Source organism: Sphingomonas sp. BK036 (assembly GCF_004216825.1).
Lineage (GTDB): Bacteria > Pseudomonadota > Alphaproteobacteria > Sphingomonadales > Sphingomonadaceae > Sphingomonas.
Map to the genome: position 1 here is coordinate 20,607 of NZ_SGXR01000004.1, position 22,951 is coordinate 43,557.

General features: G+C 68.1%; 19 protein-coding genes. 10 read left to right on the forward strand and 9 right to left on the reverse strand.

Going from position 1 to position 22,951, the window contains the following annotated elements:
- Positions 1-4: 4 nt before the first annotated feature.
- Entirely contained in the window at positions 5-1,159 is a 1,155-nt protein-coding gene (locus EV283_RS07195; RefSeq protein WP_130324064.1) for a glycosyltransferase family 1 protein, read from the reverse strand.
- A 120-nt stretch (positions 1,160-1,279) separates the two neighbouring features.
- Here EV283_RS07195 and radA point away from each other — a divergent pair, with 120 nt between their 5' ends.
- From radA to EV283_RS07220, 5 genes are all read left to right on the forward strand, one after another.
- Entirely contained in the window at positions 1,280-2,650 is a 1,371-nt protein-coding gene (radA, locus tag EV283_RS07200; RefSeq protein WP_056420431.1) for a DNA repair protein RadA, read from the forward strand.
- Positions 2,651-2,737: 87 nt separating this feature from the next.
- Entirely contained in the window at positions 2,738-3,304 is a 567-nt protein-coding gene (locus tag EV283_RS07205) for a CvpA family protein (protein ID WP_056420428.1), read from the forward strand.
- Positions 3,301-3,732 carry an iron-sulfur cluster assembly scaffold protein gene (locus tag EV283_RS07210; RefSeq protein WP_130324066.1) on the forward strand — a complete coding sequence of 144 codons (432 nt, stop codon included), beginning with the start codon at positions 3,301-3,303 and terminating at the stop codon, positions 3,730-3,732. The genes EV283_RS07205 and EV283_RS07210 overlap by 4 nt, the downstream gene beginning before the upstream one ends.
- Positions 3,732-5,495, forward strand: a complete 1,764-nt coding sequence (locus EV283_RS07215) for a cation:proton antiporter (RefSeq protein ID WP_130324068.1) — start codon at positions 3,732-3,734, stop codon at positions 5,493-5,495. Before EV283_RS07210 ends, EV283_RS07215 begins: the two co-directional genes overlap by 1 nt.
- The gene (locus EV283_RS07220) at positions 5,492-5,818 is read left to right on the forward strand and encodes a DUF423 domain-containing protein (RefSeq protein WP_130324070.1); all 327 of its coding nucleotides are present in this window, start codon (positions 5,492-5,494) and stop codon (positions 5,816-5,818) included. The genes EV283_RS07215 and EV283_RS07220 overlap by 4 nt, the downstream gene beginning before the upstream one ends.
- 6 nt (positions 5,819-5,824) lie before the next feature.
- Here the strand turns inward: EV283_RS07220 and EV283_RS07225 are convergent, their stop codons facing one another.
- Entirely contained in the window at positions 5,825-6,829 is a 1,005-nt protein-coding gene (locus EV283_RS07225; RefSeq protein ID WP_165391714.1) for a helix-turn-helix domain-containing protein, read from the reverse strand.
- On the reverse strand, positions 6,826-8,094 hold the full coding sequence (locus EV283_RS07230; RefSeq protein ID WP_130324074.1) for an MFS transporter: 1,269 nt from the start codon (positions 8,092-8,094) through the stop codon (positions 6,826-6,828). Before EV283_RS07230 ends, EV283_RS07225 begins: the two co-directional genes overlap by 4 nt.
- 452 nt (positions 8,095-8,546) lie before the next feature.
- Between EV283_RS07230 and EV283_RS07235 the strand changes: the two genes are divergently transcribed.
- The 3 genes from EV283_RS07235 (at position 8,547) to EV283_RS07245 (ending at position 13,266) form a co-directional block, all read left to right on the forward strand.
- Entirely contained in the window at positions 8,547-9,677 is a 1,131-nt protein-coding gene (locus EV283_RS07235; RefSeq protein ID WP_165391715.1) for a lactonase family protein, read from the forward strand.
- 96 nt (positions 9,678-9,773) lie between these two features.
- The gene (locus EV283_RS07240; RefSeq protein WP_278044194.1) at positions 9,774-11,285 is read left to right on the forward strand and encodes an ATPase domain-containing protein; all 1,512 of its coding nucleotides are present in this window, start codon (positions 9,774-9,776) and stop codon (positions 11,283-11,285) included.
- 1 nt (position 11,286) lies between these two features.
- The gene (locus EV283_RS07245) at positions 11,287-13,266 is read left to right on the forward strand and encodes a PAS domain-containing sensor histidine kinase (protein ID WP_130324078.1); all 1,980 of its coding nucleotides are present in this window, start codon (positions 11,287-11,289) and stop codon (positions 13,264-13,266) included.
- Positions 13,267-13,269: 3 nt separating this feature from the next.
- Here the strand turns inward: EV283_RS07245 and EV283_RS07250 are convergent, their stop codons facing one another.
- The 6 genes from EV283_RS07250 to EV283_RS07275 form a co-directional block, all read right to left on the reverse strand.
- The gene (locus tag EV283_RS07250; RefSeq protein WP_130324080.1) at positions 13,270-14,685 is read right to left on the reverse strand and encodes a coniferyl aldehyde dehydrogenase; all 1,416 of its coding nucleotides are present in this window, start codon (positions 14,683-14,685) and stop codon (positions 13,270-13,272) included.
- Between the two features lie 48 nt (positions 14,686-14,733).
- A complete protein-coding gene (locus tag EV283_RS07255; protein ID WP_130324082.1) occupies positions 14,734-15,291 on the reverse strand; it encodes a hypothetical protein in 558 nt (185 codons plus the stop codon).
- 88 nt (positions 15,292-15,379) lie between these two features.
- On the reverse strand, positions 15,380-16,585 hold the full coding sequence (locus EV283_RS07260; RefSeq protein WP_130324084.1) for an acyl-CoA dehydrogenase family protein: 1,206 nt from the start codon (positions 16,583-16,585) through the stop codon (positions 15,380-15,382).
- A gap of 12 nt (positions 16,586-16,597) precedes the next feature.
- Positions 16,598-17,695, reverse strand: a complete 1,098-nt coding sequence (locus tag EV283_RS07265; RefSeq protein ID WP_130324086.1) for an acyl-CoA dehydrogenase family protein — start codon at positions 17,693-17,695, stop codon at positions 16,598-16,600.
- Positions 17,692-19,230 carry an acyl-CoA synthetase gene (locus tag EV283_RS07270; protein WP_130324088.1) on the reverse strand — a complete coding sequence of 513 codons (1,539 nt, stop codon included), beginning with the start codon at positions 19,228-19,230 and terminating at the stop codon, positions 17,692-17,694. The genes EV283_RS07265 and EV283_RS07270 overlap by 4 nt, the downstream gene beginning before the upstream one ends.
- Positions 19,230-20,483 carry an acetyl-CoA C-acetyltransferase gene (locus EV283_RS07275; protein ID WP_130324090.1) on the reverse strand — a complete coding sequence of 418 codons (1,254 nt, stop codon included), beginning with the start codon at positions 20,481-20,483 and terminating at the stop codon, positions 19,230-19,232. The genes EV283_RS07270 and EV283_RS07275 overlap by 1 nt, the downstream gene beginning before the upstream one ends.
- A gap of 119 nt (positions 20,484-20,602) precedes the next feature.
- Here EV283_RS07275 and EV283_RS07280 point away from each other — a divergent pair, with 119 nt between their 5' ends.
- On the forward strand, positions 20,603-21,157 hold the full coding sequence (locus tag EV283_RS07280) for a TetR/AcrR family transcriptional regulator (RefSeq protein WP_165391716.1): 555 nt from the start codon (positions 20,603-20,605) through the stop codon (positions 21,155-21,157).
- A gap of 58 nt (positions 21,158-21,215) precedes the next feature.
- The gene (locus EV283_RS07285; protein WP_165391717.1) at positions 21,216-22,835 is read left to right on the forward strand and encodes a choline dehydrogenase; all 1,620 of its coding nucleotides are present in this window, start codon (positions 21,216-21,218) and stop codon (positions 22,833-22,835) included.
- Positions 22,836-22,951: the final 116 nt, after the last annotated feature.

Here is a 22,951-nt window from a genome sequence, read left to right on the forward strand (position 1 = left end):
TCGATCAGCCGCGCTCGCGGCGCGCCATCACCGCAAGGTAGGTGTCGAGCACGGTCTGGTTGATCACGTCCCAGCGATAGCCCGCCGCCTTGGCATGGCCGGCGCTGCCCATCGCGTGGCGGAGGCCCGGCTCGGCGACGATCCGGCCGATCGCGTCGGCATAGCCGGCGATGTCGGTCGGTGGCACCAGGAAGCCGGTCCGGCCGTCGTCGATCAGGTCGACCGCGCCGGTCGCGCGCGCGGCGACGACGGGGACGCTCGCCGCCATCGCTTCGAGCGTGACGTTGCCGAACGTCTCGGTGACGCTGGGGTTGAAGAACACGTCCATCGACGCGACCGCCCGGCCGAGCGCCTCGCCCGACTGGAAGCCGGTGAACACCGCTTCGGGCACGCGCTCCGCAAACCAGTCGCGCGCCGGGCCTTCACCGACCACCACGACGCGGTGGCGGACGCCGCGGCGGCGCAGCTCGGTCAGCACGTCGGCAAAGACGTCGAGGCCCTTTTCCTTCACCAGCCGGCCGAGGAACCCGACGACCATCTCGTCATCGCCGATGCCGAGCGAGCGCCGCCAGGCCAGATCGCGCCGCGCCGGGTTGAACCGGTCGTGATCGATCCCGCGCGACCAGATGCCGATCGACGACGTCACCCCCCAGCCGCGCAACAGGTCGGCCATGCTGGGCGAGGGGACGACGACCTCGTCGACGCGGTTGTAGAAGCGGGTCAGCCGCTTTTTCGCGAGCGGCTCGAGGAAACCCATCCGGTAATAGCGGAAATAGGTCTCGAACCGCGTGTGGAACGACGCGACCGTCGCGATCGCGCGGGTGCGAGCATAAGCGACCGCGGCATGGCCGAGAAACTCGGGCGCGGAGACATGGACGATGTTGGGCGCAAACGCATCGATGTCGCGGCGCACGCGCGGCGTGATGCCCAGCGCGACGCGATATTCGCCGCGACCGCCGACCAACGGGATTGCGGGCACGTCGACCAGATCGCCGATCGCGGGGAAGGCGGGCTTGGCGACGGTCGGCGAATAGACGCGGACCTGCACGCCGCGCGACAACAGGTGCCCGACAAGCAGGTTCAGCGACTGGTTCGCGCCGTCGCGGACATAGTTATAATTGCCGCTGAACAGGGCCACACGGAGATCGGTCGGCTGCATCCTCCGGGCGGATAGCGCCGCACGTGGGCAAGCGCCAGACAATCCGGCCGCGCGCGCTGTGCGGGGCCGATCCGGGCGAACGATGTTCCCTTATCGTTCCTGCTGGGCTAAGCCGCCGCCATGGCGAAACCCCAGAAACGTTATGTATGTCAGTCCTGTGGATCGGTATCGCACCGGTGGGCGGGGCAGTGCGCCGATTGTAACGAATGGAACACGCTGGTCGAGGAGGCGAACACCGCCGCGACGCCGTTCCATTCGAAGCACAATCTGCAGACCGGCGGCCGCGCGATTCAGCTCGTCGGGCTCGATGCCGAGATCAAGCTGCCCGATCGGATGGCGACCGGCATCGCCGAGCTCGACCGCGCGCTGGGCGGCGGCTTCGTCGAGGGATCGGCAACGCTGATCGGGGGCGATCCCGGCATCGGCAAGTCGACCCTGCTGCTGCAGGCGGCGGCGAAGATGGCGCTTGCGGGCCAGTCGGTCGCCTATGTCTCGGGTGAGGAGGCCGCGGACCAGGTGCGGCTGCGCGCGCGGCGGCTGGGGCTCGGCAATGCGCCGGTGCAGCTCGCGGCGGCGACCTCGACGCGCGACATCCTGACGACGTTGCAGACGCGACCGCCGGCGATGCTGGTGATCGATTCGATCCAGACGATGCATTCGGACCTGATCGAGGGCGCCCCCGGCACGGTCAGCCAGGTCCGCGCGTCGGCGCAGGAGCTGATCCGCTTCGCCAAGGAACGCGGCACTGCGGTGGTGCTGGTCGGGCACGTCACCAAGGACGGCTCGATCGCCGGTCCGCGCGTGCTCGAGCATATGGTCGACACGGTGCTGTCGTTCGAAGGCGAGCGGAGCCACCAGTACCGCATCCTGCGCGCGATCAAGAACCGCTTCGGCGGTACCGACGAGATCGGCGTCTTCTCGATGCAGACCGAGGGGCTGGCCGAGGTCGGCAACCCGTCGTCGCTGTTCCTCACGCACCGCGACGACGCGATGACCGGCGCGACGGTGTTTCCGGCGCTGGAGGGGACGCGCCCGGTGCTCGTCGAGATCCAGGCGCTCACCGTGCGACTGGCATCGGGGGCAACCCCGCGGCGCGCGGTGGTCGGCTGGGACTCGGGGCGGCTCGCGATGATCCTCGCGGTGCTCGAGGCGCGGTGCGGGCTCAGCTTCTCGAACGCCGAAGTCTATCTGAACATCGCCGGCGGCTACCGCGTGCAGGATCCGGCGGCCGACCTGGCGGTGGCGGCAGCATTGATCTCGGCGATGTCGGAGCGCCCGGTACCCGTCGACGCGGTGGCGTTCGGCGAGGTCGCGCTGTCGGGCGAGATCCGTCCGGTGGCGCATGGGCCGTTACGGCTCAAGGAGGCGAGCAAGCTCGGCTTCGAACGCGCGCTGGTCCCGGCGTCGATGACGGGGGAAAAGAGCGGGATGAAACTGTCGGGCTTCAAGACGCTGGCCTCGTTCGTCGATCACATGATGGGGCGGGGGTAGCACCGCGCGGGGTATGACGGGGCTGGCGAGGACGCGACACGAACGCCCGCACTAGCGGTTCGGCGCGCGCATCCCTATTCCAGATCCATGAACCTCACCGCGCTAGACATTGTCGTCCTGCTCGCCGTCGCCGGGTCGGCGGTGCTCGGGTTGATTCGCGGGTTCGTGACCGAAGTGCTGTCGATGTTCGCCTGGGTCGCGATGGTGGCGATGCTGAAGCTGTTCCACATCCCGCTCGCTGCCACGCTGTCGCCGATGATCGGTACCGTCGGCGGCGCCGCGGTGCTCGCCTTCGCGATCATCACCGGGCTGACCTATATCGGCGGACGGCTGGTCGCCAACGCGATCGGCGCGCGGACCAGGACGTCGATCCTGGGACCCGTCGACCGCGCGCTCGGCTTCGGCTTCGGCGCGCTCAAGGGCCTGATCCTCGCCAGCCTCGTCTTCCTGCTCGCGACACTCGTCATCGATACGATGGGCGGTGGACCCGCGCGCCGGCCCGGCTGGATGACGACGTCGCGTACCTACCCGCTGCTCAACGCCACGAGCGCCAGCATCGCCGATTTCGTCGACCGCCGCCGCCGCGGCAAACCCGTGTTCGGCGCCATGACGCCGCCCTCCCGATCCGATAACGCAAGCGAGCCGAAGCCATGAGCGCGCCCCTCTACAACGCCGAGATTTTGCGTCTCGCCGCGACGATCCCGCACCACGAACGCCTCCCCGCGCCGATGGCGACCGCCGAGAAACGCTCGCCGATCTGCGGCAGCCGCGTGACGATCGACGTCGCGGTCGACGCCGAGGGGCGCGTGAGCGAGGTCGGGCTGCTGGTCCGCGCCTGCGCGCTGGGGCAGGCATCGTCGTCGTTGCTCGCCGCCAACATCCTCGGCCGGACGCCTGCCGAACTCGCCGCCGCGCGCGACGCGCTGACCACCTGGCTTGCACGCGAAGGCGATGCGCCCGATTGGCCGGGAATGGATATCTTCACCCCCGCGCTCGATTACACCGCGCGCCATCCCTCGATCCGGCTGGCGTTCGAAGCCGCGGCCGAAGCCGCCGATACCGCTGCAAAGGCCAAAGCCTGATGGCCGAGGGCACGGCACCGTCGCTGCTGCGCGACGGAGTCGTATTGCTCGGGTTTGGGCTGATGTTCGTGCTGTTGTTCCGGCGACTCGGGCTGGGGGCGACGCTCGGCTATCTCGTCGCGGGCGCGGTCGTGGGGCCGCACGTGCTCGGTTTGGTCGGCGATGCGGAATCCAAGCTTGGCTTCGCCGAACTCGGCATCACGCTGCTGCTGTTCATCGTCGGGCTCGAGCTCAATCCGACGCGCCTGTGGCGGATGAAGGAGGAGATATTCGGGCTGGGCCTGTTGCAGGTCGCGATCTGCGGGCTGGCGATCACCGCGATCGTCTGGATCGGCGCGCGTTTCTCGCTGCCCGCCGCGCTCGCGCTCGGGCTCCCGCTCGCGCTGTCCTCGACCGCGCAGGTCCTCCCGATGTTGCGCTCTTCCGGCCGCATGAAGACGCCGTTCGGTGAGCGCGCGTTCTCGATCCTGTTGTTCCAGGATCTCTCGATCGTCCCGCTCATCACGATCGTCGCGGCGATGAGCCGCAATCCCGCCGACGCCAACGCGCCGCCCGGCTGGCTGCTCGCAATCTACACGGTGCTCGCGGTCGTCGGGCTCGTCGTCGCGGGCCGCTTTCTGCTTCGCCCGTTCTTCCGGCTGATCGGCAATCTCGGCGAGCGCGAGATGTTCGTCTTCGCGGGCCTTTTCACGGTCATCGCCAGCGCCGCGATCATGGAGTGGCTCGGACTGTCGACCGCGCTTGGCGCGTTCATCGCCGGCGTCATGCTCGCCGACAGCCCGTACCGGCACGAACTCGAAGCCGATGTCGAGCCGTTCCGATCGATCCTGCTCGGGCTGTTCTTCCTCGCGGTCGGCATGGTGCTCGATCTGAACGCGATCGCCGAGCGGCCGCTGTTCGTGATGGCGATGGCGGCCGCGCTCATCCTGACCAAGACCAGCGTGATCATGCTGATCGGGATGGCGTTCAGGATGACGTGGCGCCAGGCGTTCGCGCTCGGCCTGTTGCTGAGCCAGGGCGGCGAGTTCGGCTTCGTGCTGTTCGCGCAGGCGCAGGCCGGGCTGCTGATCGAACCGCAGGCGGCGAGCCTGTTCGGCGCAATCATCACGCTGTCGATGGCGACGACGCCGTTCCTGATGGGGATCACGCGCCGCTTCCGGACCGAGCCGGTCGCCAAGGGGCAGGAGCGCGACGGTCCCAAGGTCGATGGCGCGAACGCGATCATCGTCGGCTATGGGCGGTTCGGCCAGACGGTCGGCCAGATCCTGCTCGAGGAGGATATTCCGGTGACGCTGATCGACACCGATATCGAGATGATCGACATCGCGGGCGAGTTCGGCGCGAAGGTCTATTATGGCGACGGCACGCGGCTCGACCTGTTGCGCCAGGCGGGCGCGGCGGAGGCAGAGGTCATCTGTTTCTGCATGGACGGCGACCAGCTCGATCCCGCCACGATCGAGGGGGTGCACGAGGCGTTTCCCGACGCGGCGATCTATGTCCGCGCCTATGATCGGCGTGCGCTGGTCAAGCTGAAGAACACGTCGGCGAATGCGGTGGTCCGCGAAGTGCTCGAATCGGCGGTGAAGATGGCGCGGCTGGCGTTGCGCGGCCTCGATGTCGCGCCGGGCGATATCGATCGTGCGGAGGAAGCGTATCGGGCGCGCGACAAGGAACGGTTGCAGTTCCAGATCGACTCAGGCGACATCCGCGCGGCCCGCACCGAGACCGCGCAACGCTTTCCCTGGGGGAACGACCAGCCATGATCATCGTCATTCTCGCCGCCTTGTCGGGTGCGATCGCGGTCGCCGCCGGCGCGTTCGGCGCACATGGCGCGAGCGGTGCCGCCGCGGAGTGGCTGAAGACCGGCGCGCAGTACCAGCTCGTCCACGTCGTCGCGGCGCTGGTGGCGATCCGCATGGAGGCGCGCGGACCCGCCTGGCTGTTCGTGGCCGGCGCGGCGATCTTCGCGCTGACGCTCTATGCGATGGCGCTGGGGGCGCCGCGCTGGTTCGGGGCGATCACGCCGATCGGTGGCGCGCTGCTGATCGGGGGATGGCTGTGGCTCGCATGGCAGGCGCGGTCCTGATCGCGATCAGCGCAGTTCCTGCTGCCACAACCGGATCTGCTCGATAGGATCGGTCTCCGCCATCGCAGTCGCGACCGCGGTGCGATAGCCGCCGGGCCTTAGCCCGTAGCGCGCCAGGAACGCACGGCTGGCGTGGCTCTCGGTGACGAGCCCTGCGTCGAGCGCGATCTCGGCGAACGACCGTCGCTCGGCGGGGTTGGAGAGCGCGCGCCGGACCTGTTCGAGGCGTCGCGCGAGGATGAAGGCGGCAAGCCCCTGTTGCGGCCGCAGCAGTCGGTACAGCGTCGCACGCGACACGCCGGTCTCGGCAATTGCCGTCTCTGCATCGAAATCGGGATCCCCCAGCCGGCCGTCGACCAGCGTGCGAAGCTGGCTCAGTCGCCGCCCGTCGCGCCCGGCCTCGACGATGGTGTCGTGCAGGCCATAGGTTTCCAGCGCCACCTTCAGCAGCGTGCACAGCGCGGACGTCGCGGCCGGCAGCGACGAGGTCTTCATGTTGGGCAGGTTCGACAGCAGCGACTGGACGAAATCGGCGTAGAGCCGGCACTGGTCGGCGGTCAGCACCAGTCCGTGCAGCGCGCCGATCGGCCCGACGGTCTCCTCGATCCGGTCCTGCGCGATCGCGAGCGTCGCGACCCGCGCATCGCGCATCATGTTGCGCGTGGCACGGCTGACATCGACCAGCACGACCTCGCCCGCTTTGATGTCGCGGATGCCGTCGCCGATATCGACCTGCAACAGGCCCTCGAACACCAGCGTCACGGTCCAGTGCGTGAAACCGTCGCGGCCGACCCGCTGCTCGCCGCGGCTGTGGCTGATGTCGTTGAGGCGGCGATCGTAGAGCAGCGCGCGGTCCAGTCGCCAGGCTTCGAACGCGGCGCGCGGGTCTGGGCCGATCTGCGTGACGTCGGCGCCGAGCGCGTAGAGTGCCCGGTACCGATCGATCCGCTCGTTCGGCGGCAACGCCGCGCTGTCGAACGAAACGCGTTCGGGTGCCTCGGGCGCGGTCATGCCGTGCATCTTTGGTGATAGCGGGGCCGGACCGCCCAGACCGCCAGCGCGCAGACGCAGCTTGCGATCACGCCGGTGGTGAACAATGCGGCCCCGAGCGCCCCGGCGGCAGGAACAGTGCCGGCGCCGCCGCTTCCGGCGACGGTCGCCAGCACGCCTGTCAGCAGCGGTCCGACGCCGACGCCCACCAGCGTGACGAGCGCGAGAAAAATGCCGTTGACGGTCACGCGCGCCGAGACCGGGCTCAGCATCTGCACGCCGAACAGCCCGCAGAACGAGGCGATCCCGAGCGTGAGGTTCGCCATCGCCACGCCGACCACCGCCCCGGCGAGGCTGGGTGTCCAGACCAGCGCCGCGAGCGGCAGCAGCGTCGCGATCAGCCCGGTGAGCAGGATCGCCGGGACATGATCATGCCACCCGGTATAGCGGGTCATCAGCCAGCCGCCGGCGAGCTGGCCCGCGGGCGCCGCGATCAGCGTCACCCCGCCAAGCAGGATCGCCGCCTCGGCGGGCAGGAGACCGCGGTCGCGCACGAACAGCGTCGGCAGCCACGCGCCCATCGCCTGGATGAGCAGGACGGGCATGATCGCCGCCGCGAAATAGAGCGCGATCGTCGACCAGCGGACTTCGGCTGGCAGGGGATTCGTCGGCGGACCGTCGGGCAGGGGCTCGGCCGGGTCGATGCGCGCGGCGCTGCGGCGGATACCGAGGAGCAGCGGGAGCATCACGATGTTGGGCAACGCGGTGATCACGAAGAGCCACCGCCAATGCGCGACGCCGCTCAGCGGGTTGGCAGGATCGACGGGAGCGAGGACGGTCAATACCGACAGCAACGCGCCGATCGCCAGCAGCGCGGTGCTGCGCCCGATCGTCGAGCCGCTCGTGAAGACCGACAGCGCACGCGCGCGCCCGTCGGCGCCGGCGGTGTCGACGAGCCAGGCGATCGCCACCGGCACGAACATCGCCTGGCCGATGCCGAGCCCCGCCCGCGCCAGCATCAGCATGGTCGTGGATTGTGCCGCGCCAGTCACGAGCGTTGCCGCGGTCCAGACCACCACGCCGCCGATCAACCACCAGCGCGATGCCCGCCGCCCGCGCAGCATCGCCGCCAGTGCCAGCGCGGTGACGCCGTACGGCACGGCAAAGGCGGTCCCGATCAGCCAGCCCGCGCCGGCATCGGTCATCGGCAGGTCCAGGCGCATCAATGGCAACGCACCGCCGATCATGGTGCGATCGATGAAGGCGAGACAGTGCAGTATTGCCAATACGGTAATGATACGCCTGATGACCCACCCCCCCAGGCGTTCGATATATCCAATAATGACAGCGATCTGGCCCCGGTGGCGGCAGCGGTCAAGCCTTGCGGAGGCGCAGCCGGCAGGCGTGCCGCACCGCGCGGTGACTATTGTCCGGGCGATGCAGTAAACGCGAAATTGTCGCGGACGCGCGTTGCACGTCGCCCAGATCAGTCGCCTGTTCTTAAAGAACACAAAACCGTCGGAATTGAACCGATTTCATTGTCCAGGCGTCGCGTCGGTAAGTCTGTAGCTTCGCGATACGCGCAGCGATTTTGCGTGCGATCGAGGCGTTTCTCGACGGGGCGGTGGCCTGGGCGGGCATCGCGATGCGGTCGCGCTTCCCAACGCTTGCTCGCTGCCGCATGGGGATGCGGTGCAGGCGCCGTATCGCGTGCATGTGGCGCATGGCGGGGGATGGCATGACCGACGGAACGACACGACGGACACTGCTCGGCGCGATGGGCGCGACGCTCGCTTTTCCGATGGCGGCCGGACACGCCCGAACGGCGCGAAACGCGCCGACCCTGATCGCGGGTACCTACGCCCGCGAGGGCGGCAAGGGCCTGTACCCGATCGGCGATAATGGCGATCGGTGGCGGGTCGGGATGCCGGTCGACGGCATTGCGGATGCGTCGTTCGGGATCGGCGGTGGGCCCGGCGGGATGTGGTATCTGGTGCGCGAGCAGGCGCAGGGCGAGGTGTCCGCCTACGCCCCCGGCTGGGTCCGGCGCGCGACGGTATCGTCCGGGGGCGCGGATCCGTGCCACGTCGCGCTCGATCGCCAATCCGCCTGCCTCGCAGTCGCGAACTATTCGAGCGGCAGCGTCGCATTCTTCCCGCTCGACCGGCAGACCGGGGCGCCCGCATCCCCCAGCGTGTTCCGCCATGCCGATGCGGACAGCTTCGCCAGTGCAGGCAAGGATCATGAACGCCAGGAGGCACCGCACGCGCATTGGGTCGGCTTCAGCCCTGACCGTCGCTGGCTGCACGCGGTCGATCTCGGCGCCGACGCGATCTTCGCCTATCGGTTCGATCCGGTGACGCGCAGCGTGGCGCCGCCGGTGGTCGCGTGGCGTGCGCCGGCAGGGGCGGGGCCGCGGCACATGGCGCGGCATCCCCGGCAGCCGCTGGCCTATGTCGTGTGCGAACTGTCGAACGCGCTGCACACGCTCGATGCGCGCAAGGACGGGACGTTCGTCGGTCGCCACAGCCTCTCGACACTGCCCGCCGGGCATCGCGGCGCGTCGCAAGCCGCGCATATCGCGATCGATCGCGCTGGCAAGCGGATCTATGTCTCGAACCGCGGGCATGACAGCATCGCGGTGTTCGCGCTCGATGCGGCCGGCGTGCCGTCGCTGATCCAGCATATCGCGAGCGGCGGGCATTGGCCGCGCGTCTTCGCACTGCTCGACGACGAGCGTCAGCTGGTCGTCGGCAATGAGCGATCGGGGACGCTGGCGGTGTTCCGGATCGCCGCCGATGGTCGCCTTGCCCCCACCGGCGAGACGCTGTCCGTACCCGGCGTCGTGTTCCTCGGGCGACGGGGCTAGGCACGCCCCCGCCTTTGCGAATAGCGCGCAATCTCCTATGTTTGCAGAGACCGGAGACCCGATATTGGCGCGCCGGTCGACAGAAAGGAGTGCCAGTTGGCACACGACGACGATCTTCCGCCACTGGCACGGACTGGAATCGAAGGGCTCGACGATATCCTCAATGGCGGGCTGACCCCGGACCGGATGTATCTGGTCGAGGGGACGCCCGGCACCGGCAAGACCACGCTTGGCCTGGGGTTTCTTCTCACCGGCGTCGCGGTCGGCGAGGTCGGGCTGTATATCACGCTCGCCGAGACCGAGGTCGAGCTGCGCGCGGTGGCCCGGACGCATGGCTGGTCGCTCGACCCACTCGTGCTGTTCGAGATGGTGCCCGTCGACGGCTTCAGCGAGGATCACGAACAGACGCTGTTGCACCCGAGCGAGGTCGAGCTCGGCGAGACGATCCGTGACATGATGGCGAAGGTCGACGAGATCCGGCCTTCGCGGATCGTCATCGACAGCCTGTCCGAACTGCGCCTGCTCGCGCAGAGCCCGATCCGCTATCGCCGCCAGATCCTCGCGCTCAAGCACTTCTTCTCGACGCGCGACTGCACCGTGCTGTTCCTTGACGACAAGAGCGGCAGCGGGGGCGACCTGCAGCTGCACAGCATCGCGCATGGCGTCGTTTCGCTCGAGCAGACGCTGTCCGGGTTCGGTGCGCAGCGGCGGCGGCTCCACGTCGTCAAGATGCGCGGTGTCCGCTACCGCGGCGGCTATCATGATTTCGAGATCGAGCGGGGTGGACTGCGCGTCTATCCCAGGCTGGTCGCGTCGGAGCATAGCGCACCCTATTCCGACGAGGCGATGTCGACCGGGTCGAGCGAACTCGATGCGTTGCTGGGCGGCGGGCTGATCCCCGGCACCGCCACGCTGCTGACCGGCCCAGCGGGCGTCGGCAAGACGACCGCCTCGGTGCAGAGCATGATCGCCGCGCTCAAGCGCGGCGATCGCGCCGCCTATTTCCTGTTCGACGAACGACTGCCGACGTTGCTCAAGCGCAGCGCCGCGCTGGGCATGGACCTGGCGCCGTTCGTCGACTGCGGCCAGCTGGCATTGCGCGCGATCGATCCTGCCGAAATGTCGCCGGGGGAGTTTTCGAACGCGGTCCGTGCCGCGGTCGAGGTGCACGGCGCCAAGGTCGTCGTGATCGACAGCCTCAACGCGTATCTGCAGGCGATGCCGAACGAGCAGTTCCTCGTCCTGCAGATGCACGAGATGCTCACCTATCTCGGGCAGAAGGGGATCGTCAGTCTGCTGATCCTAGGGCTGCACGGAATCACGGGCGATATCCGGTCCGATGTCGACCTGAGCTATCTGTCCGACACGATCGTCCAACTGCGCTATTTCGAGGCGCATGGCGAAGTCCGTCAGGCGATTTCGGTGATCAAGACCCGCACCGCGCGGCACGAAAGGACGATCCGGGAGTTTCAGATCGGTAGCAGTGGATTGCATGTCGGCGAACCGCTGCGGCAATTCCAGGGCGTCCTGGCTGGCGTACCGACATTCTCCGGTGAAGGAACGACGTTGATGGCAAGCCGGATCAGGACCGAGGACCCACAGCGTTAGCATGCAGGACCGCGTGCTGATCCTTGCCCCGCGCGGCCGCGATGCGGCGATCGCGGCGGACCTGCTGTCGCGGAACGCGATCGTCGCGACGATCTGCGCCGACCAGGCCGCGCTGGTGCACGCGTTGCAGGACGGGGCGGGCGCGGTGATGCTCACCGAGGAGGCGCTGACGGTGGAGGATTCCACCGCGCTGACCGACTGGGTCGCGGCGCAGCCGGGCTGGGCGGATATTCCGTTCGTTGTGCTCGCTAACGGCACCCGCGCCCCGCGGACGGTGCGCGCGACCGAAAGGCTGCGCGACCTGGGCAGCGTCGTACTGCTCGAACGGCCACTGCATGCGGAGGCGATGCTCGGCGCGATCCGTTCCGCGCTAACCGCGCGCAGCCGGCAATATGAACTGCGCGACGTCGCGGTGACGCTGGAACGCGCGGTCGAGGATCGCACCGCGGAACTTCGGCTGGCGCGCGAGAGCCTCGAAATTGCGCTCGACGCGGCCGGGATGGGCAGCTGGGATTTCGACCTGAAGAGTGGCGAGACCCGCCGGACGCAGCGGCACGATGATATCTTCGGCTATCCTCAGGGCACAGCGCGGTGGAACCTCGAGACCTTCCTCGACCATGTCGATCCGCGGCAACGTGCGGACGTGAAGCGTGCGGTGGACGAGGCGTGGCGCGCCGGGACGCTCGATCTCGAATGCAGTATCGATGCGGCGGACGGCGTCAAGCGCTGGGTCGTCCTCAAGGGGCGCGTCCGCCACGACGACAGCGGCACCGCGGTACGGATGTCGGGCGTCATCTCCGACGTGACCGACCGCAAGGAAGCTGATGCGCAGCTTGCCCAGGCGCAGAAGATGGATGCGATCGGCCAGCTGACCGGCGGCGTCGCGCATGATTTCAACAATCTGCTGACTCCGATCGTCGGCAGCCTCGATCTGATGCGGCGGCGGCACAAGGACGACGAGCGGACGCAGCGGATGATCGGCGGCGCGCTCCAGGCGGCCGAGCGCGCGGCGACGCTGACGCAGCGCCTGCTCGCCTTCGCGCGGCGTCAGGCGTTGCAGCCGCGCGCGGTCGATATCGGTGCGCTGATCGATGGGCTGGTCGACCTGATCCGCCGCTCGCTCGGGCCGTCGATCACGGTCGTGCTGGAGGTGCCGCGGCATCTGTCGTCGGCCCGCGTCGATCCGAACCAGCTCGAACTCGCGTTGCTCAACCTGGCGATCAACGCGCGCGACGCAATGCCGGGGGGCGGGCGCCTGACGCTGTCGGTCGGTGAATCGGTGGTCGACGATCGCAACACGGTCGGCCTGGCGGCGGGCAGCTATATCCGGCTGACCGCGGCCGATACCGGGATCGGGATGGACCGCGCGACGCTCGCGCGCGCGACCGAGCCGTTCTTCTCGACAAAGGGCGTGGGCAAGGGCACCGGGCTCGGCCTGTCGATGGTTCACGGCCTCGCCGCGCAATCGGGCGGGACGCTGCGGCTGACCAGCGAGCCGGGGGCGGGAACCGCGGTCGAACTGTGGCTGCCCGCGACCTCCGAGACGCCCGTCGACATGGTCGAGAGCGCGTCGGAACCCGTGCCCGCGCGACACGGCGCCAAGGTGCTGCTGGTCGATGACGAGGATGTCGTGCGCGCCGCGACCGCGGACATGCTGCGCGACATCGGCTATGTCGTGATCGAGATGTCGTCGGCGAGCCAGGCGCTGTCGGCGATCCGCTCGGGCGTCGATGCCGACATCGTGGTGACCGACTATCTGATGCCGGGGATGACCGGCGGCCAGCTGATCGGCGAACTGCGCGCATCGGGCAACCGCACGCCCGCGTTGCTGGTGACCGGTTATGCAGCGGCGGGCGAAGACGTTCCCGACGACGTCATCCGGCTCGCCAAGCCGTTTCGCCAGGTCGATCTCGCCGCGCGCGTCGACGAACTGCTGCGCCAGTCGCCGGCGGGCCGGCCGAAGCTGCGCGCGGTCGACTAGGCCTCAGCGCATCATCCGCGCGATCGTCTTCGCCGCGGCCGCGCCATAGGGCGGCTTGAGTCCGGCGAGCTTCGCTATGTCGAGCCGCGATTGCTTGAACACCGCGCGCGCGTGGCTGAACGTGCGGAAGCCCTCTATGCCGTGATAGGCGCCCATCCCCGACGGACCGCTGCCGCCGAACGGGAGATCCTCCATCGAGATGTGGAAGATCACGTCGTCGAGCGTCACCCCGCCCGAGATCGTCCGGTCGAGCACGCGGCGGCGGTCGCCCTCGTCGTTGCCGAAAAAATAGAGGCCGAGCGGGCGGTCGCGGCGGTTCACCTGCGCGATCGCGTCGTCGATTCCGTCATAGCGGCGGATCGGCAGGACGGGGCCGAAGATCTCCTCCTGCATCACGATCATGTCGTCGGTCGCGTCGCGAACGATGTGCAGCGGCATCTTCCGCGAGTTGGCGGCGCCGAAATCCTCGTTCGCCGGGTTCACGACCTCGACCGTCGCACCCTTCGCGCGCGCGTCGGCGATCCAGTCGGTGAGGCGCTGGTGGTGCCTATCGTTCACGACCGAGGTGTAGTCGGGGTTGGCGAGCAGCGTCGGGTACATGGCGCTGGCGGCCGCCCTGATGCCGTCGACGACTTTGGCCTCGTCCACCGCGGGGACGAGCATGTAATCGGGCGCGAGGCAGATCTGCCCGGCGTTCATCATCTTGCCGAGCGTCACGCGTTCGGTCGCGCGCGCGATATCCGCCGAGGCGCCGAGGATGACGGGCGACTTGCCACCGAGTTCGAGCGTGACGGGCGTCAGATTGTCCGCGGCGGCGTGGAGGATGTGGCGGCCGATCGCGGTCGCGCCGGTGAAGATGAGATGATCGAACGGCAGCGCGGCGAACGCCTTGCCGACGTCCGGTCCGCCCGAGACGATCGCGACTTCCTCCGGCGCGAAATAGCGGCCGACGATCTCTTCGAACAGCGCGGCGGTGGCGGGCGTGTATTCGCTCGTCTTCGCCATCGCGCGATTGCCCGCGGCGAGCACGCCCGCGAGCGGCGCCATCAGCAGGTTCACGGGGAAATTCCACGGCGCGATGATGCCGATCACGCCCTTGGGCTGATATTCGACCCACGCCTTCGCGCCGAGCAGCCCGAGCGGGAACTGCACCGGCCGGCGGTCGCGTTGCATCCAGCGGTCGAGATGCTTGGCAGCGTGCGCGATCGGCGCGAGCGATGCGCCGATATCGGTCATCATCGTCTGCTCACGGCTACGATGGCCGAAATCCTCCGACACCGCATCGCAGAACCGCACCGCATTGTCCTTCACCATCGCCGCCGCGCGCTTCAGCCGGTCAAGGCGGACGGCCTTGGTGACCGGCATCTCGGCCATGAACGCGTCACGCTGGGCGGTGAGGATGGTGTGCATGTCGGTCATTCGGGCGTCCCAAGATGGATATGTCGGATAGCTTCAACAGCGTCAGTTTCAATGCGCGGGCTCGGGCGGCGCATATTGATGGACGAACCTGAGCGTGAAGCCTGTTTCGCCGGCAGCGCGTCGCTTCGGGTCGCTTATGCTCTGCTCGAAGAAAAACAGCGACTCCTGCGTTTTATTCGGAAGAGTGCGGGCCTCGCCGACTGCGCGGATATGGATGTCGTTCTGATCGGCTTTCATCGGGTCGATTGGCGAAAACCCGCCAATGGCAGCTTCGTACGTGTCCGCGATAGCGCGGTAAGCATCCATGTTGCCGACGTCGGCCGCACTCCAGCGCACCGAGCAAGCATGGAACGGGGGATACTCGATCCACAATGTGGCACCACCATCGCTAAGGTCCCAAGCACGTGCCGGATCGTCCCGCATCGTCACTTTGACGTCGGACTGGGACAGCTCCCGCGCTCCTCGCGCTACCATCATCGCTTCGACGGCCTTATCGTCAGGAAAACGCTCGAGGCAGATATCCTGATACAATTTGGTCAACCGTAGGACGCGCTCGTCTGCCGGCGTAGCGGCGGTCGTCATCAGCAAAGTCAGCAAGATCGACATCGCGTTCCCTGTTTAACCCGGCAGCATCCCCCCGGACCAGCGCGGTATTGCCGACAATCTACACACCCGGATATCCGAAGCGAGACTTTCACGCCCCCACCGGCAGATCCCGGAACGCCTGATCCTTGTCGACGCGGATCTCGCCAGGCAGGCCTAAAACGCGTTCGGCGATGATGTTCTTGAGGATCTCGTCGGTGCCGCCTGCGATTCGCAGGCCCGGCGCCCACATCGTCGCGGCGTGGAACGCGCCCTTCAACGGGGTCAGCGCGGGGTCGGCGATGATGCCGTATTGATCGCCCGCCTCGACCGCGGTGTTGCCGATCGCCTGCAACTGGTTGGCCGCGACGATCTTGCCGATCGAGCTTTCGGGGCCGGGCACCTGGCCCTTCGACAGCGCGGTGATCGTCCGCATCCGCGTGTTGCGCAGGCCCTCCGATTGCACCCACCAGTCGGCGAGCTGCTGGCGGAACGCGGCGTCCTTGAGCAGCGGGCCATCCGCGCCGTTCGCCTGCGCTGCAAAGGCGAGGATGTCCTCGGGGCCCACGCCGCCCCCCGTTCCGATCGCCAGACGCTCGTTCATCAGCGTGAACAGCGCGACCTTCCAGCCGCTATCGACCGGGCCGAGGCGCTGCGTATCGGGGATGCGGACGTCGGTGAACCAGACCTCGTTGAAGTTCGAGCCGCCCGACATCTGGTGGATCGGCCGGATCTCGATCCCCGGCGCCTTCAGGTCGAGCCAGAACATCGTCAGGCCCTGGTGCTTGGGCACGTCGGGGTTGGTGCGGACCAGGACGATCCCGTAATCGCTGTAATGCGCGCCCGAGGTCCAGACCTTCTGGCCGTTGACCACCCAGTCGGCGCCGTCACGCACCGCGCGCGTGCGGATCGCGGCGACGTCGGAGCCGCCGGCGGGTTCGGAGAAGAGCTGCGACCAGATCTCGTCGCCGCGCACCGCGGGGCCGACGAAGCGCGCCTTGGTCGCATCGTCGGCATAGGCCATCACGGTCGGCACGCACATGCCGAGCCCGATCGTGAAATAGCCGCCATCGACCGCGTGGCGCGCCTCCTCCTGGCCGAAGATGACGCTCTCGATCGGCGTGCCGCCGCCGCCGCCCCATTCGCGCGGCCAGGTGATGCACGCATAGCCGCCCGCCGCTTTCCGCGCCTGCCAGGCCTTCGCCTTGGTCATGTCGTCGGGATAGTGGCCCGCCTCGTGTTCGGCGATGTTCGTATCGAGCCACGCGCGGGCCTCGGCGCGGTAGGTGGCTTCGTCGTCGCTGTCCTTGAAGTCCATATACTGCTCCGATCAGGCGGCGTTGCGCATTTCGAGTTGGCCGACGAGGCGTTCGCGCCACGCCGCAGGCGCGCCCGCGACGAGCGCGAGCTGGCGCGAGCGGCGGTAATAGAGGTGGCAGTCGGACTCCCAGGTAAAGCCCATCCCGCCATGCGTCTGGATATTCTCCTTCGACGCAAACCAATAGGCGTCGGACGCGGCGACGCGCGCGGTGGCGGCGGCGAGCGGCAGTTCGGCGGCGTCCGCGTTCAGCGCCCATGCGCCGTAATAGGCGTTGGAGCGCGCGAGTTCGGTCTTCACATACATGTCGGCGAGCTTGTGCTTGATCGCCTGATACCCGCCAATCTGTCGCCCGAACGCGTAGCGATCGAGCGCATAACCCTTCGCCATTTCGAGACAGCGATCCGCGCCGCCGAGCTGTTCGAACGCGAGCAGCACCGCCGCGCGGTCGAACACCGCCTGCATCGCGGTAATGCCGTCGTCGGTGCCGAGCCGTTCGCAGGGGGCGTCGGTGAAGGTGAGGCGCGCCGCACTGCGCGTCGGGTCGAGCGTTTCGAGGACTTCAGCGACCACGCCTGCACCCTTCTCGACGAGGTAGAGCCCGTCGCGCGCGAGGACGACGATCAGGTCAGCGACGTCGCCGTCGGTAACGGGGATCTTCCCGCCCGTGAGCGTGCCGCCGGAGACGGTGGTGCGGATCGATCGCGCGGTGACGGGGCCTGCGCCTTCGGACGTCGCGAACGCGCCGATGACGTCGCCCGCCGCGATCCGGGGCAGCCACTTCACCTTCTGCGCGTCGCTGCCGTAGAGGAGGAGCGCCTCGGCGACGAAATACACGGTCGAGGCGAACGGGATCGGCGCGCAGGCCCGCCCGAGTTCCTCGGCGATCGCGCAGAGTTCGATATGGCCGAGCCCGAGCCCGCCAAATTCCTCGGGGATCGCCGCGCCAAGCCAGCCCTGCGCGCCGACTGCCTTCCACAATGCCGCATCATAGGCGATGCCGGGATCGTCGAGCACCGCGCGGACGCGGTCGCTGCCGCACTGCGCGGCCAGGAACTTGCGCGCCTCGTCCTTCAGGAATTTCTGGTCGTCGGAATAATCGAAGTTCATGCAGGGTCCTTCGCATGCGCCCAATATTCGTCGCGGAGCAGGCGCTTGTAGAGCTTGCCCGTCTCGTGCCGCGGCAACGCGTCGCGGAAGTCGATGCGGCGCGGGGCTTTCACATGGCTGAGGTTCGCGCGCGCGAACGCGCTGAGTTCGGCGGCGAGCTGCTCGCGGTCCTCGGACGGATCGGCGGGGCAGACGATTGCGACCACCCGTTCGCCCATCTCGTCGTCGGGCGCGCCGATCACCGCCACGTCAGCGACCTTCGGGTGCGTGACGAGGAGATTCTCGATCTCGGCGGGGTAGATGTTCACCCCGCCCGAGATGATCATGAAGCTCTTGCGATCGGTGAGATAGAGATAGCCCTCCTCGTCGAGCCAGCCGACATCGCCGAGCGTCGTCCAGCCCTGCGCGTTGGCGGCCTCCGCGGTCCGTGCGGGATCCTTGTGATATTCGAACGCGCCACCGCCCGCGAAATACACGTCGCCTTCCGCGCGTGGTGGGAGCGCGTTGCCGTCTTCGTCGCAGATCATCGTCTGCGCGGTCAGGTTGCGGCCGACCGAGCCCTTGTGCGTCAGCCATTCCGCGCTGGAGATTGCGCAGAACCCGTTGCCTTCGGTGCCGGCATAATATTCGCCGATGATCGGGCCCCACCAGTCGATCATCGCCTGCTTGACCGGGATCGGGCAGGGGGCGGCCGCGTGCCAGACCGCCCTCAGCGACGAACCGTCGTAGCGCCCGCGGATTTCGGGCGGGAGTTTCAGCAACCGGATGAAATGCGTCGGCACCCATTGCGCGTGCGTGACCCGGTAGCGCTCGATCGCGGCAAGTGCTTCTTCGGGATCGAAATGCTCCATCACGACGATGGTGCCGCCGACCTGCTGCACCGCCATCGACCAGCGCAGCGGGGCCGCGTGATAGAGCGGCGCGGGCGAGAGATAGACCATCTCCGGCGTGAAGCCGTACAGCCCCTTGCCGAGCATCACGAGCGGCGAGACATTGGTCCCGAACGGTTCGTCGGACAGCGCGTGCTTGACGCCCTTGGGCTTGCCGGTGGTGCCCGACGAGTAGAGCAGGATGCCGCCCGGGGACGGATCGGCGATCGGCGTCGCGGGCATCGCGTCGCGCGCGCCCTCGTACGCGTCATAGCGGTCGATCGCCCCGTCGACCATGTAGCGCCGGACGTCAGGCAGCAGGGGGACGAGCCCCGCCGCGACTCCGGCGCATCCCTGGCTCGCGATCAGCACCCGGCAATCGCCGTCGTCGATGATGTACGCCGCCTCACCCGCGGTCAGCTTCGACGACAGGCACGTGCAATAGACACCGGTACGCTCGGCGGCCCACATCACCTCGAGATAGCGCGGCGAATTGTCCATCAGCACCGCGATGCCGTCGCCGCGTTTCAGCCCGAGCGACCGGAGCAGATGTGCGCCCTGGTTCGCGCGCGCGTCGAGGTCGGCATACGTCACCATTTCACCCGTCGCCGCCATGATATAAGCGGGTTTGTCGGGCGTGGTCAGCGCATGCGCGACCGGGTGCATCAGACGCGCTCGATGATGATCGCCGGCGCCATCCCGCCGCCCGCGCACATCGTCACGAGCCCGCGCTTCAGGTCGCGGCGTTCGAGCTCGTCGAGGATCGTCCCGATCAGGATCGCGCCGGTCGCGCCGATCGGATGGCCAAGCGCGATCGAGCCGCCATTGACGTTCACCTTGTCGCGATCGAGCTTCAGGTCGCGGATGAACTTCTCGGCGACCACCGCGAACGCCTCATTGATCTCCCACAGGTCGATGTCGTCGACCGTGAGCCCGGCCTTCGCCAGCACTTTGCGCGCGGCGGGGACGGGGGCGTTGAGCATCAGCGTCGGGTCGTCGCCCATGTTCGCCATCGCGACGATCCGCGCGCGGGGTTTCAGCCCGTGCTTCGCGGCATAATCGGCGCTGGCGAGCAGGATCGCGGCGGCGCCATCGACCACGCCTGACGAATTGCCGGCATGATGGACGTGCGCGATCTCCAGATCGGGATAGCGGCGGTTGATCTGCTTGCGGTACGTCGTGCCCTTGTCGTCGAGCGGCACGTCGGCGATCCCGGCGAACGAGGGGCGCAGCGCAGCGAGACCCTCGGCGGTCGTATCGGGCCGCGGATATTCGTCCTTCTCCAGGACCAGCGCGCCGGTAGCGTCGGTGACGGGGACGAGGCTGCGATCGAACCGCCCTTCGGCGATCGCCACCGCCGCCCGGCGCTGGCTTTCCAGCCCGAGCGCTTCGAGCGTCTCGCGGTCGATCCCCTCGATACTCGCGATCGCATCGGCGCAGATGCCCTGGTTCGACTGCGGGTGCGCCGTGTCGAGCCTGGCGTTGCCCGAGCCGATCCCGAGCGGCCGTTTGCCCGCCGCCATGTCGTCCTGCATCATCGTTGTGGTCAGCGACATCATCTCGGTGCCGCCGGCGATGACGAGGTCTTCCATCCCGCTCATGATCTGCGCCGCCGCGAAGTTCACCGCGGTGATCCCGCCGCCGCAGAACCGGTCGAGCGTCGTCCCGCTCGCCTTGACATCGTACCCCGCATCGAGTGCCGCCATCCGGCCGAGATCGCCGCTCTGTTCGCCGCGCTGAGTCGAGGTCGACCAGATGATGTCGTCGATGTCGCCGGTATCAAGATGGTTGCGCTCGGCGATCGCCTTGAGCACGGTCGCGGCGAGGTGTTGCGGGTGCATATGCGCGAGCGCGCCCTTGCCGGTCTTGCCGATCCCGCGCGGGGTACGGACGGCGTCGATGATGAATGCCTCGGCCACATCGCTCTCCTGTTGCACCCGCCGGTCTGCTCCGATCGTAGTGCCTGATGCCGGATTGCATCCGGCTTCGTTGCGACGTAACATTCGTTATGGGGGTTGGCTTGTCAAGCATGGTATTGATGGAAGCGGTAGCAGTACCGCGGGGCGATCTGGCGCCGCGCGATTGGTTGGAGATCGGGCTGTCGTCGCTCAAGACGGGCGGGCTACGCGCGCTGAAACTGCGCAGCCTGGCGCTGGCGCTTGGGGCGTCTACCGGAAGCTTCTACCATCATTTCAAGGATTTCGATGGCTATCACGCGGCGCTCGCGGGGTATTTCGTCGAGGCACATATCGATCCGCTGGTCGCCAAGCTGACCGCGTCGGACTTGCCGCCGGTCGAGCGGATCCGCGCGTTCGCCGATCATGTCCGCGATCACGACATGGCGCATCTGGCGCTGGCAATGCGCGCCTGGGCGCGGAGCGACGCGCGCGCGGCGGCGGCGATCCGCGAGCATGACGACAAGGTCATGGCGTTTCTCGTCGAGCAGTTGACCGCGCACGGGTTCGACCCGGTCGAAGCCGGGATCCGTGCCTATGCGCTGCTGGCGATCGGTCTCAGCGAACTGCATCCGGACGAGGCGATCGACCGCGACGTGCTGCGCCGCGGGTTGCTAACGCTGCTGTGCGAGCGCTAGCCTGATACCAGACCGCGACTCCGTACAAAAAGCGGAGCGCGAACAGGAGGATGTGGGCATGCAGACGTATGACTATGTGATCATCGGCGCTGGCTCGGCCGGCTGCGTGCTCGCCGCCCGGCTCACCGAGGATCCCGACGTGACGGTACTGCTGCTCGAGGCGGGCGGGCGCAACGACGGCGTGCTGGTGCGGATGCCCGCAGGGGTCGGCGAACTCATCAAGAGCAAGAATGCGAGCAACTGGGGCTTCTCGACCGAGCCAGAGCCGCATCTCGACAACCGTCGGCTGTGGTGGCCGCGCGGCAAGGGGCTGGGCGGCAGCTCGTCGATCAACGGCATGATCTACACGCGGGGGCACCCCCAGGATTACGACGAGTGGCGGCAGATGGGGCTGCCGGGCTGGTCGTTCGACGACGTGCTGCCCTATTTCAAGCGACTCGAAGGGCATCATCGCGGGGACTGTGATCTGCACGGTGGCGGCGGGCCGCTGACGATCTCGGGCGGCGAGTCCGATAGCCCGTTCTACGACGCGCTGGTCGAGGCGGGGCGGCAGGCTGGCTATCCCGTCACCGAGGACTTCAATGGCGCGAGCCAGGAGGGGTTCGGGCGCTACGACCTGACCGTCGCGGACGGGAAGCGTTGGAGCACGGCGGCGGCGTATCTGCGGCCGGTGCTGGCGCGGCGCAACCTGACCTGCGTCACCGGCGCGCGGACGACCCGGATCCGGATCGACAAGGGACGCGCTGTCGGCGTCGACTATGTGCTCGACAAGGGCGCACGGGCGGAGAGCGTTACGGCGACGCGCGAGGTGCTGTTGTGCGCCGGCGCGGTGCAGTCGCCGCAGATCCTCCAGCTGTCGGGGATCGGCGATCCCGACCGGCTGACCGCGGCGGGGATCGGCGTGGTCCACGCGCTCCCCGGCGTGGGCGAGAATCTGCAGGATCATCTCGACGTCGTGATGAACTGGACGTCGCGCGGGCTGCGGACCGGCTATGCGATGACCAAGGGTATCGGGATGCTCGGCGTGGGGCTCAATTACCTGCTGCGCGGGAAGGGCGCGGGGCGGCAGCAATTCCTCGAGGCGGGCGCGTTCGTGTCGTCGCGCGAGGGGTTGTCGCGCCCCGACGTGCAGATCCATGCGGTGCTCGCGATCATGCAGGATCACGGCAAGGTGAAGGCAACCGCGGACGGCTTCACGCTGCATCTCTGCCAGTTGCGGCCCGAGAGCCGGGGGCGGATCGGGGTGGCCTCGGCGGATCCGTTCGCCGATCCGGTGATCGCCGCCAACTATCTGGCGACCGCGGAGGATCGCCGGGTAATGCGGGCATGTATCGGCATCGGTCGCGATGTCGCGCGGCAGGCGGCGCTCGATCCGTATCGTGCCGGGGAATTGTCGCCGGGCGAGGACGTGCGGACCGACGACGAGATCGACGCCTGGGTGCGGCGGACCGCGGAGACGATCTACCACCCGGTGGGGACGTGCAAGATGGGCACCGCGGACGACGCGCTGGCGGTGGTCGACGCGACGCTGGCGGTGCGCGGGCTGCAGGGGTTGCGGGTCGTAGATGCATCGGTGATGCCGACGCTGATTGGATCGAACACCAACGCGCCGACGATCATGATCGCGGAAAAGGCGGCGGACATGATCCGGGGGCGGCAATTGGCGAGGGCGGCTTAGGAACGCTCCCTTCGCCAAAACACCACCCCGGCGGAGGCCGGGGTCCAATTGGGAAGGCCGCAGTAACGGCGCGCAATTCTCAGCCAGTACCGTCCCCCAATTGGGCCCCGGCCTCC